Here is a 17,476-nt window from a genome sequence, read left to right on the forward strand (position 1 = left end):
TACAGGTGACGATCCAACCGGACTGAGAGCAGGTTAAACTGCCGGTGACGGCCTATGACTCGTACTGGAGCAATCGGTCAGCCCGTGTTTCAAGCTCAGTCTCGTCAATCTCGCCCGATGCGTACTGTTGTTTGAGCGTCTCCAGTGAATCCGGCTCGACGGTCGCTTCCCTCCGAAGCTGTACGTACAGCAAAGCACCGACCGCGATAGCAGTGATGATGAATACTGCGAACAGCAGCCACCAACCGCCCGGAGTCATGCCCATACCCATTCCCCCACCATGGGGCCCCATCGGTCCGTGCTGGAGTAGTGCAGTTGTTACCGGTAGCATCTGGGACACCTCTGTTTGTAGATACGAATCTCACGGTATAACCACGTGCGCTGGTTCCCACAGACTGAGAATACAGAGCGGGGCGAGTGGCTGTGAATGGAGTGCTGAAGGTGGGTTTGGAGCCAGTGGTATCAGTGGGTCGTGTCACCGGTTCACCCGACTCGGAATTCCCGTCCGTACCAGTCGTCGATTCGAAGTTCGTACGGCGTCGTCGTCGATGTGTCGTCCCAGCTAACTGGGTTCGGGGCGAACTGTGTGTTGCTGGCCAGCGAGGCAAGGGCCGGCTCTACCTCGTCGTACGTCGCCTCCGCCAGTTCACCCGTGACCACGACGCTCCGCCACACCGATTTAGGTTCGGTTTCCTCGTATACCGTGAACCCGACTGTGGCGTCTGCGCTCAGATACTGGTGTTTCTGGCTATCGTCACTCTCTGACAGGTGAAACGCCAGGCTATCCGTCGCTGGATCGTAGCCGAACGCCACCGGGATCGGATACGGGGCCGTCCCTGTTGGACTTGACAGTGCCAGCACGCCGATTCCGTTGTCGGTGAGGACATCGACGACCGCGTCGTCACTTAGTTCTTGCATCCCGAATACAACGCTATCTGGCAACTACTTGGGAATTAGACCGCATTTTCACTCGGTGGGAACGTGAGAGTTCCTTTTCAAATAATAGGTAACAGAACAGGTATGGGCACAGACTCGACGGGGGCGTTCGCCGAGTGGGACGAAGAACGGTACAGCACCAATATCGAGCGGTTCGACGAGCAGCACAAGCGCCTGTTCGGGCTACTGAACGACCTCCACACGGCGATGAACGAAGGCCACTCGGAGGAAGAGGTCGGTGACATTCTCCGGGAACTGGAACGCTACACGGAGTACCATTTCGGTGACGAAGAGGAGTTCATGCAGAACTGTGGCTACGCCATGGACTGCAGCGACTGTTTCTACAACCACCGTGAAATGCACGAGGAGTTCGCCGACAAAGTACGCGAACTCCGCGAGAAACACGAAAACGGGGAGTACGTCACGATGGAAGTCCTGACGGTCGCCCGGGACTGGCTCGATGCACACATCGCTGCCGGGGACGAAGACCAGAACTACGCGGACTACTTCCAGAACGAAGTCAGCGACGACTACGAGTACGAACCGGGGCAGCTCTATCATGACCGGACGGCATCAGAAGACCCGGTCCCAGTTGATCGCCAGAGCGAGGACGCCGGCGTTCGCCTCGACAGCGATATCTACGACGGGGGCTCGCTTTCGGTCCCGGAGGGGTCAGTAGCGGCCTGGTTCGAAGCTGTCGTTTCGGAGCACGGGGATCGGACCGCGGCGCTCGTCCGGGATGACGGCGAGTTCGTCGAGCGGAGTTTCGAGGAGCTGGCCGAGCGGGCGAAAGCAGTCGCTGGCGGCCTCCTCTCGACGGACCTACGTCCGGGGGACCGACTGGCAATCAGGGCACAGTCCCAGTACGAGTGGTCCGTCCTCGACTTAGCCTGTCACTTCGCCGGACTGGTCCCGGTCGCGCTCTACCCGTCTGCGAGCGATGACCGGGCAGCCCAGATTATCGAACGGACCGGCGCAACCGGACTCGTAGCAGCGGGGGACGTGACCGAAGACCTCGCGCTGGCCGTCGAAACCGTGCTTGCTTTCGAGGACGTACCGACCGAGGAAGCGAGAGTGCTTCCCGGCCTACAGACGGACGGTGACGAGGTTGCGACAGTCGCGTTCGACGTGGCATCCCCTGCGGAGAAGGCCGGCTGCGCGCTGACACACCGAAATCTGCTGGCGGCCGCAGAGAGCCTCCGAGAGGCGCTTCCCACAGGCCCCGACGCCACCGGAACGTGTTCGCTCCCGCTTGCACATATCTATCAGCGCGTCTCGACGTACTACCTCTGGGCGACCGGGAGCGCCGTCGCCTACCTCGGGGCCGATGAGTTCGTCGACCAGCTCGCGGCTGTTGAGCCGGATGTGCTCGTCGGTGTCCCGAAGATGTACCAGCAGCTCTACGGAACCGTTCAGGACCGTCTCGGCGACATGGGCTGGATGAAACGGAAGGTCGGCGGTCGAGTGGCGTCCTACGGAGAGGGTATCGTCGAGGGACGTGGGACGCCGCTGAAATACAGAGCCGCCAATCGCCTCGTCTACAAGCCGCTCCGACAAGAAGCGGGGTTATCGAACCTCACTTACGCGCTCTCAGGGACGGGCCGGCTCGACGATCATCTGCTGTACTTCTTCCGGGGGCTGGGCGTTCCGATATGCGAGCTATACGGCTCCGTCGGCACAACCGGTGTGGGCGCACTGAACTCGGCAAACTCCTACGTCGAAGGGTCGATTGGGGACCCGATGCCGGGCATTGAAATCGCCGTCTCCGAAAACAGAGAGCTACTGGTCCGAGGCCCCACCGTCCTTGGCGGGTTCCTTCACGACGATCAGACCGGCGCGCAGACGCTCCTCGACAACTGGTACCACACCGGCGAAGTCGGTGAAGTGGGACCGGATGGCACGCTTTCGCTCGGTGAGTGAGGGCGGCCCGTGAAGCCGAGGACAGTGCAATCGAGCGGTGCCGCGGTCACACCGGGTCAGACGAGCCGAAACCCGAGCGCGACAAGAGGCACAAGAACGAGTAGGTATCCGGCCGCCGAAATCGCCCAGTCGCGTCGGATGTCTGCGATTCGGGCCGATGGCAGGCGGGAACGTGGGAGCACGACGAAGACAAAAAAGCCGACCATCAGCGTGTAGAGGACAGCGGCAGCGAGGACCGCTGCGACTATCGATGGCCCACCCAGCAGCCCTTCACTGGTGAAAAGTACCCAGACGAACAGCGGGCCAGTCAGCCAGCCGGCAATGTAATGGACGACGCTCGCGAGCCGCTCAGGGGCGTTCTTCGGGGCGCTATCGGTCAATACGCCAGCGGCAATGAACGGTGGTGTTTCGCCTTCCGGCAGTCTGGCCATTACCAGATCCATCACAGCCGTCGCGACGACACCTGCGGCCACGCCGATAACAAACCGGAGTGACACCGTAACCGCCGTGACGAGAGGGACCGACTCCATGTACTATTGAGAGGACGGACCCGTATTCTGTCTGACGGTTCGGGCCGACAGCGGTACCGATTTGTTGGGTGCGAAAGCCTCTAAGGCCGTACGTCGTAAACTGCGCATGCGCACACAGGATGCGGGACACCGAGCGGCGGCAGTCGACGCCATCGCTGACCGGGACTACCGGCGCGCCGGCGACGAGTACACGCGGGCAGGCTGGCGTGTTCTTGCGGATCCGCGAGACGGTATCGAACCATTTGCGGCCGACGAGAAGGGGTGGGTCGGTGACGGGCTTCAGTACCTCGCGACGAGCGCGGTCTGTTACCGCGTCGCCGGACAGGATACGCGCGCCACCCGTCGCGGTGTCGAGGGCGTCGCCGTGGCCAAGGATTTGACCAACGGGCTTGAACACCCGGTTCAGCACGCCTGTCTCAAGGAATTCGTCGCAGACTTCCGGGCCGTCGGGGGCCTCGACGGGGTCGAGACGGCATACCGCGAGGCTGAGGCGGCATACAACGACGCCGGAAGTGCTGTGGACAATCCGCAGGCGTGGGGGACAACGCCGCTGTTCGAGGCCGCTGCGACCCTCATCCAGCATGTCGCTCGTGGCCCGGCTAACGGCGAAATCGCTATTCCCTGGGAAGACCTCCACGGCGCAGATCCGGACGACCCGGGCAGCTTCCTCGCACAGCGAGCCATCGTCAAGCGCCAACGGTTCCCGACTCTCGTCGAGCAGGTAAGCAACGACGGCTTCCTCGCCACCCCTCGTGGAACCACGGAGTACGACACCGACCACCACCGCTGTCCACATTGTGATTCAACAGATGTGAACTGGGTCGCAGAGAGCGTCGTTTGCCTGCGATGTTCCCGTCCGACAGCCGAAACAGGCTAAGACACACCGTCTTCTCCCAGAGTATGGCGAAAGTTCGCAAGACCTTACCCATATTTTGGTTTTTAATTGTCGGTATTACGGGTATAATATTGTCTGAGGATTTTTGGCTCATTTTGGTACTAATCGGTCTCTCTTGGCCAGGTATGTAGTTATTCGGCCAGCAAGAATCGGCGAGTAGAGGACAACAGCTGTGCAGAGACTGCGTCGGTCACGTTGTCGGTTCGGACGACTCGGGCAGTGACGCCGAATCAGTACGCCCTTCGAGAAGCAATCGGCGATTAACAATGTGGTCGACAACAGTGGTACTGTCGAGGATTTCTGTGTCACCGTCGTGGGTTTCTGGGTCACCGGCGTACCGCCGGATCTTGAACGAATCCATCGCGTTCCGGTTCTCCGAGACTGGTTCGATGACTTCGAGGTACTCTCCGGTGGCGGAGTTGCGGTAGGTTTCGCCCGTGGCAAAGCCGACAACAGGGACATCCGCCGGCCATTCCCACGAAAACTGCCGAAGATACTGGTCGAACTGCCAGACGAGATGTGCCGGGTCGAGATCGTCGTCAAGCGCACCGACAGTGGCAGAGTCGAGCGTCCGATCCCAGTAGTCGACGACGCACTCCCTGAGGTCGTCTTGCAGGCAGTCTTCGACCAGTTTCTGCTCGATCGGATAGCCGATCTCGATGGCAACGACGGCGTGTCTGTCAAGATGGGTGAGACAGCGCTGGCATTCGATCTCGAACACGGACAGGCCAAGCGGGTTATCAGCAGTCAAGTGCGCCAGTTCGTTCCCGCAACTGGGACACCAGAGAAACAAGACCCCGTTGTCCGCACCGGAGAGTTCGCCGAGTACGGTCAGATCCTCGAAGGTGGTGTCAGGGTCGGTCATCCGGGCCTCGGATGGCGACTCCGGAACGGGCGCTGTGTCATCGTCCGCGTACTTGGCCAGCTTCCTGTCTTTCAGTAGTGACTTGATAACCGAGTCATGCGAGGAATGCGACTCTGTGTCTCGTATTTTCTCTATCTGTTCTTTCGTCCAGTCGCGCACGCGAATGGTTGCCATTTATCCCACATCCAAACCAGACTACAAAAACGTTTTCCTTTTATAATGAAGGTTAATTCTCCGCGCGACCACCGGGGAGGTTCGTCACTGACTGGTGCCAGTGATACGGCGCTTGATTTCGGCGTTTGAGACACGGATCTGATTTGCTGCTAGCCGATGAGTGACGAGGTCAAGGAGATCCAGCTCCGACAGTAACCTCCGTGCGTGCGTCTGGCTCAACTCAAGCCGCTGGGTTACCTCGTCCAGAGACGTGGCCTGGGTAACAGTCTGTGCGAGCTCAGCCACCGTCACGTCCCGAGAGATACCGAGTCCATCGGCGACGAGATTGTCGTCGCTGTCCTGCGAGTCCGCCTCAGCGAGCAGTTCAGCGACAGATCTGGCTCCCAGTCCGTCCGGTCTTTCGGCTTGACTGGTGTCGCTCTCCCTGTCGTCAGAAGGGTCTGCCCCGTCGGACGGAGCGGAATCGGTGTCGGAATCACCCTGCACGTCTGCGAGGCTGAGTCCGCCTGCCTGTGGCGTCGTGTCAGTCGGGTCATGGATATCGTACTCCACCATGTACCGACGGACCGTTTCGGAGGTGACATCGGCGTCAAGCGCTTCGGTCATCTCCGGGAACGTATCGCAGGCGTCGTAGGCCGCCCGGAGTGCCTCGGGGTCTTTGTATGCTGGCACGGAATCCGACTGCGAGAGGGTGTCCGCCAGTTCGTTGGCCGTGTCATTCTCCCCGTCTGATGGAACCGGTATGTCGGTTCCGACGGGGACGGTAACAGTCACGTCAATCTCAATCCGTTTGTCAGTCACATCGAACTCCTCCGCGTCAACGGATACGTCATCGTGGATCGAGATCCCACCGAACACCGGCGTTGCGAGCGTCAGATCGGCGCTGATTTCATCGTTATCCGCGGTCGTCTGACCCTTCACTGAGACCGACTTGACCTCAGTGTCAGACGAGTCGAGGCATTCGAGTACCTGCGTGAAAGTCTCAAAGGCGTCACTAACTACCATATGACACTCACGCACACAGCCCCACTATTACATATGGGAACCAGAAATATTTGCTACAATATACTGTGTAGACAGATTTGGCCCCTCGTCCACGCTGGAGGGGAATACCGTGTGTACAGAATGTGCACATTGGCGGTGAAATCAGAATTCCAACCAATAATATACACCCTAAGGGTGTAAATATATGCGCTGTCGGAGAAGCGCCGTCACGAGAGATATCACCAAACTAAATTCACACACTAAGGATGTTATTGTTCGGGCCTGAACGGCAACAAGTGAGGATTACACCGATCCGACAACGTGCTTACAACCGGTCCCAGAGTTCGGCACTCGCATCGCCGACGGCGGCCATGTCCGAATCGTCGACACCAGCGACGCCTGAGTTCTGGTCGTACACAGGCACCCCGTCGATAATCGTCCGGGTCACGTCCCCACGGCTTGCGGCGCTAACGACGTAGTAGGGCGCACTTTCGTCCAGCACCGGATTCGGTCCCAGATCCAGCGTGACGAAATCACCGCGTTTGCCGACCTCGATACTACCAACAGCGTCGTCCATTCCCAGCACCGCCGCACTGCCGATTGTCGCCCATTCGAGGGCGGTGGCCATGTCGAAGCCGCTCGGGTTGCGTTGCTTGAGTTTGTGTATACCGACGGCCGAACGCATAGTCTCGAACATATCCGGATCCCACCCGTCATCACCGAGTCCGATTGTCATCTCGTGGGCTTGCATCGTTTCCACATCGGCGACACCGACGGCGTTGTTGATGTTAGAATAGGGGTTGTGAGCGACGCTCACATCGTTTTCCGCGAGAATTTCGATTTCGGACTCGGTGGAATGGACGCAGTGGGCGGCGATGACTTCGGCGTCGAAAAAGCCCATGTCTTCTAACGCTGGCACCGGTCGTTTCCCGTAGTCGGCAATGGATTCGTGAACGTCGACCAGTCCCTCTTCGAGATGTATCTGGATAGGGCGGTCGTCGTCGGTCGCCCTGTCGACGCACTCTCCCACGATGTCTTCGGTGTTGGTGAACAGCGTGTGGAGGCAGTAGTGGCCGGACACGGAGTCGTACCGGTCTTCCGCTTCGTCGATGAATCGCTTGTTCTCCGCGATGCCGTCTCTGGCCTGGGCCTCGGAGTTTCGGGCTGTCGTCTCGAAGGAAATCATCCCGCGGATCGGCGTCTGTGACACCCCCTCGGCAACGGCATCGAGACCGCCCGGCAGCGTGTTCGGCCCAGAGTAGTTGTCACAGAACGTAGTGACGCCGCTTTGAAGCATTTCGGCACAGGAACCCAGTGCAGACAGGCGAGCGTCACGTTCGGTAAACGCCTCGTCGACGTTCCACCAGATGTCGACAAGCGCTTCGTAGAAGCTCTCAGGTGACGCATCGAGGGGCGCGCCGCGTATCGGGAGCGCGTACATGTGGGTATGGCAGTTCACCAGTCCCGGAATAACGACTTCGTCAGTGGCGTCAATCACGTCGCCCCCCGACGCGTAGCCGTCCTCGATAGCGACGATATCACCGTTCTCGACAACGACGTGTCCCTCCGACCGGACCGTTCGCTCATCGTCCATGGTGATGAGCGTCCCTGCGTTCAGTATCACAGGTAGGGGGAAACCATCAACCGACTAAAAGCTACGCCGCCCCAGAACAGCCTTAGCAGCCACTGTATCACAACCAGTGTGTGCGACAGATGTGGCGTCTCACACACCAACTGTTTTCGTCATTCGCCCGGGCCGTTACAGCATGACAGAGGTTCACATTACAGACGCACAGCTGGTGACGGGGGGAGGCGTTCAACACGGCGAAATAGCTATTTCCGGCGGGACGATAGACGCTGCTGGTCCGCCGTCGTCGGTCCCGACACCCAGTGACCCGGAGACTGTCATCGACGCGGACGGCATGATCGCGCTTCCGGGGGCTATCGACGTGCACACGCACATGCACGACGACGAGCTGTTTCCGGACGGGATCGACTTCGCGTCACAGACCGCGAGTGCGGTCGCCGGTGGAGTGACGACGGTCATCGAGTTACCGACGCAGACACCCATCACAACCCCAGAGGCACTGCAGGAGAAGGCGGAGACGTGCTCGGCGCTGGCCCACGTCGATTTCGGCCTCGTTGCGGGCAACGTGCAGGACCCGGACATCGACGTGGCCGGCATCATGGACGCCGGAACGGCAGATTTCAAGACATTTACCGCTGACCCGTATCTGGCTGACGACGAAACCATCGCTCGGCTCATGCGGCGTGTCAGCGATGCCGGCGGAGCAGTACGCGTTCACTGTGAGACGCAAGGACTGCTCGACGACGCACGGTCGACTATCGACGGCGACGAGCCCGACGTGTACATGGACTCACGACCGCTGGAAGCCGAACTTGACGCGATCTCTCGGGCAGGCTATGTCGCAGAATACGCCGACTGTCCATTACACGTCGTCCACATCTCAAGCGGGAGCGGCGCGCGCGAGGCCGGGCGCTTCAAATCACGAGCCAACGTTCCGGTTACGCTCGAAACCTGTCCACAGTACCTGGCCTTCTCGAAGGGTGACGTTGCCGAAAAGGGACCGTTCTTGAAGGTCAATCCAAGCCTCAAATCCGACACCGAGCGAGAGCGGCTCTGGGATGCTGTACAGGACGGGACAATCGACCTTGTCGGCACAGATCACTTCCCGACTTACCGCGAGACACGCGAAGCCGGCTGGGAGGACATCTGGGAGCCCTACGCCGGCCTCCCGGGCGTCGAAACGATGGTCGAGTTCCTCGTCAGCGACGGCGTCCACGAAGACCGCATATCTTGGCCGCGGCTCCGCGAACTCGTGTGTGCGGCTCCGGCCCGGAACGCTGGTATCTATCCCGAGAAAGGCTCGCTGCAGCCCGGAACAGATGCGGACTTGGTGCTCATTCGGACTGAGGAGTACGAGGTCACTGCCGACGACTATACGTTCGTCGGTGGCTGGACGCCATACGAGGGACAGCACTGGAGTGCGCGCGTGGACACAGTCATCGCTGGCGGTGAGATCGTCGCAACGGACCACGAGGTACAGTCAACAGCGGGCCGTGGCCAGTTTCTGGACCGCCCGCTGTAGCGTTTTGCTGTCCGTCGACCTGATATTCAGTTCACAAATAGATGTGTGTCCTGTGCGGGGCGTGTGTGAGGGTGTGGCAGCCACGACAGAGGCGCTTCGCCTCACAATCGAGTTGGAGCCACAGTACGGTTTTATGCCCGGTTGTACTCAGAGTGTAGTATGGGCATGACGCAAGTCACAACCCTCGAGTGTACACTCTGTGGGGCGGAGTACGACCCGAACCAGGTCATCTACACCTGCCCCGAACACGAGGGCGTGAAGGGGATTCTCGAAGTAACGTACGACTACGACGCCATCGACGACGCCTTCGACGGCGACCTCGGCGGGCCGATAGCGAGCCAGTGGAAGTACGAGGCGTTCCTCCCGGTCGCGGAAGACGCCGACGTGGTCACGCTCAACGAGGGCGGGACGGACCTCTTCGACGCGCCGAACCTCAGCGACGCGCTGGGCGTCGAGACGCTCGTCAAGGACGACGGCCGCAACCCGACGGGCTGTTTCAAGGACCGCGCCAGCGCTATCGCGGTCACGAAGGCCAGACACGCCGGCCGCGACATCATCACCTGCGCCTCGACGGGCAACGCCGCCGCATCGCTGTCGGGCTATGCCGCCCGCGGCGGGATGGACTGTCGCATCTTCGTTCCCGGTGACGCTCCCACGGGCAAACTCGCGCAGCCGCTCGTCTACGGTGCGGACGTCCTCGCTGTCAACGGCAGCTACGACGAAGCCTACGACCTCAGCGTCGAAGTCACCGAGAAGTACGGCTGGTACAACCGCAACGCCGCCATCAATCCGTTCCAGGTCGAGGGCAAGCGCACCGTCGGTCACGAACTCGCTGACCAGTCCATCGCCCGCGGACACGTCCCGGACTGGGTCGTGTTCTCGATGGGTGACGGCTGTACGATAGCCGGTGCCTGGAAGGGGTTCAAGGAGTTCTACGACCTCGGCTACGTCGACGACCACCCGAAGATGCTCGGCGTCCAGGCCGAGGGCGCGTCGGCCATCCACGACGCCTTCCACGACCACGAGGACATCGACGACATCGCCGAAACGCTGGCCGATTCAATCGCGGTCGGACGGCCGCGGAACACGATCAAGGCCTGCCGCGCGCTGGAACAGAGCGGTGGAACGAGCGTGCTGGTCTCCGATGAGGAGATTCTGGAGGCCGAAACGCTACTTGGCAGCACCGAAGGGATCTATTCTGAGCCGGCGGGAGCAGCGCCTATTGCCGGCGTCCAGACGGCACTCGACCGGGGTATCATCGGACAGGACGAAACCGTCGTCGTAGTATCCACCGGTTTCGGTCTGAAAGACACGAAAAGCGCCGAGAAGGCGACCGGTGGAGTAGACCGAATCGACCCCAAAATCGCGGAGGTCGAAGGCCTGTACGGCACGGCCGAGGAAGCCGCGGCCGACGACTGACGCTATCGGACGGTTGCCCCAGCACGGACCAGCACGCTTTCGTTTTGCGATCAGATTCGGCACACTGGCAAGACAAGCGGCTACAGTTTGAAAGTGAAGCGGATCACATATCCGACAAATATCACCTGTTCGAGAGACAGACGAATAGGTATCTCGGGTAAAGTTAAACACATATATTGGTATAAGGATTCTAGTAGGTGGATTGAAAAGACAGGCGACTGGATGGCGTCTCATGAGCGGCCCGGAGAGAGAACAGCAATCAGTCGTACTGTACGATATCGAGGACAAACCGCCGCTGGGGAAGGCAATCCCGCTCGGCATCCAGCACGTGCTCGCGATGTTTCTGGGCAACGTCGCGCCCCCACTTATTCTCGCGGGGGCCGTCGGCTCAGTCACAGGTGAGACGACGTTTCTCGTCCAGATGGCGCTCATCGTCGCCGGTATCGCAACCATTGTTCAGGCGTACCCGGTCGGGCCCGTCGGCGCGCGGCTTCCGGTGGTCATGGGAACCAGCTTCGCGTTTCTCGGCCCACTTATCGGCATCGGCAACCAGTTCGGTATCGCCGCTGTCTTCGGTGCGTCGCTGCTTGCCGCGCCCGTCGAGGTCATCATGGGAGTTTCGTTCGACCGGTTCAGGCGGTTTTTCCCGCCGCTGGTCACCGGCATCGTCGTGATGCTCATCGGGCTAACGCTCATCCCCACCGGGATGAACTACGCCGCTGGGGCCTCGGCCGGCCCATCGGCGGAAGGGTACGGCTCTTTCGTGAACCTCGGCCTCGCGGGGCTCGTTCTGATTGTCACAGTCGGATTGAATCAGTTCTTCGAGGGGTTTCTCCGCGTCATCAGCGTGTTCGTGGGCATCGTCGTCGGCTACCTCGTCGCGCTCGCGCTGGGCGTGGTCGACCTCTCGGCCGTCGCCGCTGCCGGCTGGGTTACGGTTCCGGTCCCGCTCAAGTACGGCCTCGCCTTCGAGCCAAGCGCCGTCGTCACCGTGGCGTTCCTCTACATCGTCACCGGCATGGAGACTATCGGTGATATCTCGGGGACGGTGTCCGCCACCGGCCGGGACGCTACCCGGGAGGAAATCCGCGGCGGCCTCGTCGCCGACGGCGTGATGAGCGTATTCGGCGCTGTGTTCAACGCGCTCCCGAATACGTCGTTCTCGCAGAACGTCGGCCTGGTGAACTTCACCGGGGTCGCCAGCCGGTACGTCGCCGGCATCGGGGGCGTCGTCCTGCTGGCACTCGGGTTTGTCCCAAAAGTCGGCGCGGTCGTTTCAGCGATGCCCGACGCGGTGCTGGGCGGCGGCGCGCTTATTCTGTTTGCGATGATATTCTCCTCAGGAGCACGCCTCATCACACAAAACGTCGAACTCGACCACCGTAACTCGACTATCTTAGCACTGTCGATGGCGCTGGGCCTTGGGGTCGCGTTCCGCCCAGAAATCCTCCAGAACTTCCCGTCAGAGGTTCAGACGCTGTTCGGGTCCGCGCTCGTCACCGGCGGGATGGCTGCCCTCGTTCTCAACATCGTGTTCCCGGGTGGGAGCGTCGGAACGGGGCCGACGGAATACACCGCCGGGCTGGAGCCGAGTCCGACCGACACCGGTGCCGGCGCGCCGCCGGTTGACGACGACTGAGCCTACAGGTAGCCGTCGGCAAACTCGTCGATCAGCAGCCGCCGGTCGTCGCCCAGCGGGTAGAGAATGGGACACTGACAGCCAGTCTCTGCGTACTCCCGGACTTTCTCTCGGCACTGTTCTGGCGTGCCGCTGGCGGTGAGTTTGTGAACCACGTCGTCCGGAATGAGATGCATCCCCTCTTGAATGTCCTCGTGGTCAGCCGGCCACCCGCCGATTGTCTCGCCCACCTCGTCGATGAGGTCCTGGCTGACGCCGCTGGCCTTCATGATATGGGGCTGTTGCCCGAGGTACTGCGTGATGAGTTCGCGGGCGTTATCCAGAGCTTTCTCCTCGTCGTGGTCCATCGAACAGACGACCAGTTGTGGTCGGTCGATGTCGTCAAGCGAGCGGTCTCCGCGCTCCGCTCCGGTCTCCAGTGCATCAAGGGCCTTCTTGTTGTACTCCGGACTGACGAGGTAGTTCAACAGCGCGCCGTCGGCGAAGTGACCAGTGAGTTCCAGCATCTTGAACCCGGTCCCGCCAACGTAGACTGGCACGGTGCGTGGCCCGTCGTCGCCGTGGACGACGTCCAGTTCCACGTCCCGCATCTGGACGAACTCGCCGTCGTAGGTGACGTTCTCCATATCGAGCAGGTCCTGCGTCACCTCGACGCATTCACGCATCGCCCGCAGTGCGCCGCTGCGGTCGATGCCGACTTTCTCAGCCAGTGGGTCCCACCAGGCCCCGATACCGCACATGATGCGGTCCGGACCGGCGAGTTCTTCTAGCGTGCTCATCGACTGCGCTATCAGCGCCGTGTTACGCGTCCAGTTGTTGATGACACCGGTCCCGAGTTTGATGTCGTCGGTGACCGCGGCGTACGCGCCGAGCGGGGACACGGCGTCGCGTGCGAGTCGCGATTCGGCCTGCCAGATTTCGTCGATGCCCTGCTCCTCTGCGTACTGCACGAGTTCTACGTTCTCTTCTAGCGAGTGTTTGTCCTGGAGGTAGAGACCGACACGGTCGCCTCTCTCGAAGACCTGATTGGCGCTCATGAGACATGCGAGATTCAGCGAATATGGATAAATAGATTTGGCCACACACACGGTCTGTGGGAGGTGTGGCCGCCGATACTGGCGCGCGTCGCGGACCAATCAATCCGTCTCGCGGCTATAGGACTGCAACAGCGCCGACGGGACCGCGAGCTGGTCGCTTTTCGTCCGGATGACGGCGTAGGCCAGCACGATAATCGTCGCCAGATAGGGGTACGTCCCCATGATCTGTGGCGTCATGAGGAACTCGACGATCGGGTTAATAACCCCGGCGAGCGGCGCGTCAGGACCCAGCGTCAGCGAAATCGACTGCGAGCGAATGCGCAACGCGTCGAGCAGCCCGAACAGGTACGCCCCGACGAGCATCCGGCGCGGCCGCCACTGCGCGAAAATGACCAGTGCAACGGCAATCCATCCCCGGCCCGCGGTCATGCCGGGGACCCAGAGCTGTGAGAAGGCCAGCGAGAGGTGGGCTCCGGCCGCACCGGCGAACCCACCACCGATGAGTACCGCCAGATACCGCAGCCGGAACACGGACACGCCCATCGTGTCCGCCATCTCGGGGTCCTCACCAACCGCAATCATCTCCAGTCCGAGGTTCGAGTGGTGTAGGAAGTACCAGACCACGACCAACAGGCCGAGGGCGAGGTAGTCCGTCGCCGTACTCCTGAAGAGCGCTTCGCCGATAACCGGGAGGTCGACGAGATACTGTCCGACGAGCGGGAGGGTCATCTGCGGGAACCCGTCGATGGACTCCTCGACCCACCCGGAGCCGAAGAACGTCGTCAGCCCGGTCCCCAACAGCGTCAGCATGACGCCGCTGATGACCTGATTCGACTTCAGCGTGATACAGAGGAACGCATGGACCAGTGCCAGTACCATCCCGAGGAGGATGCCGACGCCGAATCCGAGCCAGTGGCTCCCCGTGACGACAGTGGTGATAAACCCACCAAGTGCGCCGACGAGCATCATCCCCTCGACGCCGAGGTTGAGGACGCCCGCCCGCTCGCTGATTAGTTCTCCCATCCCAGCGAGGAGGAGCACAGTCGCCGCCTGAACTGTGGCATCAAGCAGGCCGGCGATGAAGGTCACCATCAGTCGTCACCCCGCTGTGGCTTGGCAGGCGTCTCTGCTGGCCCGCGTTTTAGATCGATACCGACGCGGTAGCTCTTGAAGAATTCCGCCGTGATCAGGAAGAGAATGACCAGCGCCTGAATGATCTCGACCAGCGCCGCGGGCACGCCGAACGCCACCTCCATGCTCGACCCGCCGACGAACAGGACGGCGAAGAACAGGCCCGCGAGCAGCACTTTGACCGCGCTGTTGCGTCCAAGCAGCGCAATCGGAATGGCCGTAAAGCCGTACCCTGGTTCGAACCCGGCGCGGTACCGTCCCTGGGCACCGGCAATTTCGCTGATGCCGCCCATAGCCGCGAACGCGCCCCCGACGACGAACACGAAGAGATACACGTAGTACTTGCTCATGCCCGCCTGCTGGGCGGCTTCGTCGTTCGAACCGACGAACGTGATCTCGAATCCGAGCCGCGTTCTCGTCATCAGGACGTAGGTCACCGCGACCATCACGATGGCGACGAGCAGACCGGCGTGGACGCCGCTTACCAGTTCAGGAATCGTCGCGGCCTCGGAGAACCGCTCCGACTGCGGGAAGTTCCCGGTCCCGCCCTGCATCGGCCCGCGGAGCAGGTAACTCTGGAGTTCGAGCGCGACGAAGGTAAGCAGCAGCGACGTGATGATTTCGTTGACATCCCACTTCGCACGCAGGTACGCCGGGATACCAGCCCAGATACCGCCGGCTACGGCCGCAGCGACGAACATCAGCGGGACTAGCGCCAGACCCGGGAGCGAGACGTTGAGGCCGATCCAGGTCCCCGCGAGCGCGCCGGCGACGAGCTGGCCCTCGGCCCCGATGTTGAACAGGCCCGCCTTCAGCGGGAGATACACCGCAAGGCCGGTCAAAATCAGTGGCACTGCCTTCGTCAGCGTCTCAGTGAGGCCGAACTCGGTAACGAGCGTGTCGACGAACATCGTCGCGTACGCCGCGATAGGGTTCACGTCAAGGACGACCAGCGCGATAGCGCTGACCGCCAGCGCGGCGAGAACCGTGAACACGGGTGTCCCGTACGCCAACCAGACGGGAATGTCCTCGCGTGCGTCGACGGTTACTGCGACGTTCATCAGCTCTCACTCCCCTGCGTGACTCCGGGGGAGGGCGGCGATGTGTCTACCTCGCCCCCATCGTCGCCACCACCGCCAGTCATCTCCAGACCGATCCGTTCCCGGTCGGCCTCGGCCGGTGTCGTCTCGTAGACGAACTCGCCCTCGTAGACGACGAGAATCCGGTCGCTCAGGTCGAAGATTTCGTCCAAGTCCTCCGAGAGGAGGATGATGCCGGTACCTGCCTTGCGCTGTTCGAGCAGCGTCTCCCTGATGAACTCGATTGCCCCGACATCGACGCCACGGGTGGGTTGGTTGGCGACGAGCAGGTCCGGGTCGCGGTAGATTTCCCGCGCCAGGATGAGCTTCTGGAGGTTCCCGCCGGAGAGGTCACCGGCTTTTGTCTCGGTCACGTCGCTGACACCGCGAACATCGAACTCATCGACCAGCGTTTCGGCGTAGTCACGGAGTTTCCCGTAGTCAAGGAACGGCCGGTCGCCGAACCGGCCGTCTCTGAAGTCCTTCATCGTGGCGTTGTGCATTACCGAGAGATCCTCCGCACAGCCATACTGGAGTCGATCCTCGGGGACGAACGAGACACCGCTGTCGACGAACGTCTTCGGTTTCGCGCCGGTGATATCTTCACCGTTGACCAGTATCTCGCCGGCCGTCACGTCACGGATGCCAGCCATGACCTCGGCGAGTTCTTTCTGGCCGTTGCCGCTTACGCCCGCGATACCGACGATTTCGCCCTGCCGAACCGTCAGGTCGACGCCCGAAAGGGCTTCGATATTTCGGTTATCGGTGGCCTTTACTCCGCGTGCGCGCAGGACCGGGTCACCGAGGTCGACCGCGTCCCTGTCGATCTCGAACAGGACTTCACGGCCGACCATCATCTCCGCGAGGTCTGCACGGGTGACCGACGACACCTCGGCGGTGCCGACGTTTTTTCCCTCCCGGAGTACTGTCACCCGGTCGACGATAGCGTCGACCTCTGTGAGCTTGTGCGTAATGAAAATTATCGAGAGTCCTTCGTCGGTCAGCCGTTCGAGCGAGTCGAAGAGCCGCTCGGCCTCGGTCGGCGTGAGAACCGCGGTCGGTTCGTCGAGAATCAGGAGGTCAACATCGCGATACAGCGCTTTGAGTATCTCGACGCGCTGTTGCTGGCCGACATCAAGCTCCCAGATCTTTGCACTCACGTCGATGTCGAACCCGTACTGGTCCGCTAACGCCTGAATCCGTTGTTCGGGCACGTCGAGGCCTAACGAAAACTGGCCGGCAAGCGATTGGACGAGACTGTTGTTCCGAACTGCCGCCGGAAGCCAGCTGTCCGCCGAATCGCTGCGGAACGCTGTGGCCGGTTCGCGTTCACCGAGTACGACGTTCTCGGCGACGGTCAGGCGTGGTATCAGCATGAAGTGCTGGTGGACCATCCCGATACCGGCGTCGATGGCGTCCTGTGGCGACTCAAGATCGAGTCGCTCGCCGTCGAGATAGATGTCGCCGTCGTCCTGCGAGTAGAGCCCGTACAGAATCTTCATCAGTGTACTCTTTCCCGCACCGTTTTCGCCGAGGAGGCCGTGAATTTCGCCGCGCTCGACGGAGAGGTTGACGTGGTCGTTGGCGACGACCCCGGGGAACTCCTTCAGAATCCCCTCCATCCTGAGCGTGGTGTGTTCGGACATGCTCTCTGGTCTTGGCCGGGTATCAACAATGTAGTGGCATAATTGTTTCCAAAGGTAGCCATATTCGCCGTCCAGACCGGGAAATGCCGGACATTTGCCAAGTATCAGTTG

The 17,476-nt window shown here is 61.2% G+C and carries 15 protein-coding genes; 5 read left to right on the forward strand and 10 right to left on the reverse strand.

Annotated elements, in window-relative coordinates; genetic code table 11:
* Positions 1–52 precede the first annotated feature (52 nt).
* Complete coding sequence (locus AMS69_RS14550; RefSeq protein WP_053968774.1) at positions 53–265, reverse strand: SHOCT domain-containing protein; 213 nt, start codon at positions 263–265, stop codon at positions 53–55.
* A 218-nt stretch (positions 266–483) separates the two neighbouring features.
* Positions 484–918: a pyridoxamine 5'-phosphate oxidase family protein gene (locus AMS69_RS14555; RefSeq protein WP_053968775.1), complete on the reverse strand. Its 435-nt coding sequence runs from the start codon at positions 916–918 to the stop codon at positions 484–486.
* 102 nt (positions 919–1,020) lie between these two features.
* Between AMS69_RS14555 and AMS69_RS14560 the strand changes: the two genes are divergently transcribed.
* Positions 1,021–2,856, forward strand: a complete 1,836-nt coding sequence (locus tag AMS69_RS14560; RefSeq protein ID WP_053968776.1) for a bacteriohemerythrin — start codon at positions 1,021–1,023, stop codon at positions 2,854–2,856.
* A gap of 56 nt (positions 2,857–2,912) precedes the next feature.
* Here AMS69_RS14560 and AMS69_RS14565 read toward each other — a convergent pair whose 3' ends face one another.
* The gene (locus AMS69_RS14565) at positions 2,913–3,386 is read right to left on the reverse strand and encodes a hypothetical protein (protein ID WP_053968777.1); all 474 of its coding nucleotides are present in this window, start codon (positions 3,384–3,386) and stop codon (positions 2,913–2,915) included.
* 106 nt (positions 3,387–3,492) lie between these two features.
* Here AMS69_RS14565 and AMS69_RS14570 point away from each other — a divergent pair, with 106 nt between their 5' ends.
* Positions 3,493–4,263, forward strand: coding sequence for a hypothetical protein (locus AMS69_RS14570; protein ID WP_053968778.1), 771 nt, complete (start codon positions 3,493–3,495; stop codon positions 4,261–4,263).
* A 208-nt stretch (positions 4,264–4,471) separates the two neighbouring features.
* On the opposite strand, the gene AMS69_RS14575 is transcribed toward AMS69_RS14570, so the two are convergent.
* From AMS69_RS14575 to AMS69_RS14585, 3 genes are all read right to left on the reverse strand, one after another.
* On the reverse strand, positions 4,472–5,320 hold the full coding sequence (locus AMS69_RS14575; protein ID WP_053968779.1) for a hypothetical protein: 849 nt from the start codon (positions 5,318–5,320) through the stop codon (positions 4,472–4,474).
* An 84-nt stretch (positions 5,321–5,404) separates the two neighbouring features.
* The gene (locus AMS69_RS14580; RefSeq protein ID WP_053968780.1) at positions 5,405–6,325 is read right to left on the reverse strand and encodes a hypothetical protein; all 921 of its coding nucleotides are present in this window, start codon (positions 6,323–6,325) and stop codon (positions 5,405–5,407) included.
* A gap of 304 nt (positions 6,326–6,629) precedes the next feature.
* Positions 6,630–7,928: an amidohydrolase family protein gene (locus tag AMS69_RS14585; protein WP_053968781.1), complete on the reverse strand. Its 1,299-nt coding sequence runs from the start codon at positions 7,926–7,928 to the stop codon at positions 6,630–6,632.
* Between the two features lie 142 nt (positions 7,929–8,070).
* On the opposite strand from AMS69_RS14585, the gene AMS69_RS14590 reads away from it, so the two are divergent.
* The 3 genes from AMS69_RS14590 to AMS69_RS14600 all read left to right on the forward strand — a co-directional run bounded on the left by AMS69_RS14590 (position 8,071) and on the right by AMS69_RS14600 (position 12,472).
* A complete protein-coding gene (locus AMS69_RS14590; RefSeq protein WP_053968782.1) occupies positions 8,071–9,414 on the forward strand; it encodes a dihydroorotase in 1,344 nt (447 codons plus the stop codon).
* Positions 9,415–9,573: 159 nt separating this feature from the next.
* Complete coding sequence (gene thrC / locus AMS69_RS14595; protein ID WP_053968783.1) at positions 9,574–10,833, forward strand: threonine synthase; 1,260 nt, start codon at positions 9,574–9,576, stop codon at positions 10,831–10,833.
* 232 nt (positions 10,834–11,065) lie between these two features.
* Complete coding sequence (locus AMS69_RS14600) at positions 11,066–12,472, forward strand: uracil-xanthine permease family protein (RefSeq protein WP_053968784.1); 1,407 nt, start codon at positions 11,066–11,068, stop codon at positions 12,470–12,472.
* A 2-nt stretch (positions 12,473–12,474) separates the two neighbouring features.
* Here AMS69_RS14600 and AMS69_RS14605 read toward each other — a convergent pair whose 3' ends face one another.
* From AMS69_RS14605 to AMS69_RS14620, 4 genes are all read right to left on the reverse strand, one after another.
* On the reverse strand, positions 12,475–13,509 hold the full coding sequence (locus AMS69_RS14605) for an LLM class flavin-dependent oxidoreductase (protein ID WP_053968785.1): 1,035 nt from the start codon (positions 13,507–13,509) through the stop codon (positions 12,475–12,477).
* 99 nt (positions 13,510–13,608) lie between these two features.
* Positions 13,609–14,601: an ABC transporter permease gene (locus AMS69_RS14610; protein ID WP_053968786.1), complete on the reverse strand. Its 993-nt coding sequence runs from the start codon at positions 14,599–14,601 to the stop codon at positions 13,609–13,611.
* Positions 14,601–15,701, reverse strand: a complete 1,101-nt coding sequence (locus AMS69_RS14615) for an ABC transporter permease (RefSeq protein WP_053968787.1) — start codon at positions 15,699–15,701, stop codon at positions 14,601–14,603. Before AMS69_RS14615 ends, AMS69_RS14610 begins: the two co-directional genes overlap by 1 nt.
* Positions 15,701–17,365 carry an ABC transporter ATP-binding protein gene (locus AMS69_RS14620; RefSeq protein ID WP_053968788.1) on the reverse strand — a complete coding sequence of 555 codons (1,665 nt, stop codon included), beginning with the start codon at positions 17,363–17,365 and terminating at the stop codon, positions 15,701–15,703. Before AMS69_RS14620 ends, AMS69_RS14615 begins: the two co-directional genes overlap by 1 nt.
* Positions 17,366–17,476 lie beyond the last annotated feature (111 nt).

It is taken from the genome of Haloarcula rubripromontorii, assembly GCF_001280425.1.
GTDB classification, from domain to species: Archaea; Halobacteriota; Halobacteria; order Halobacteriales; family Haloarculaceae; genus Haloarcula; species Haloarcula rubripromontorii.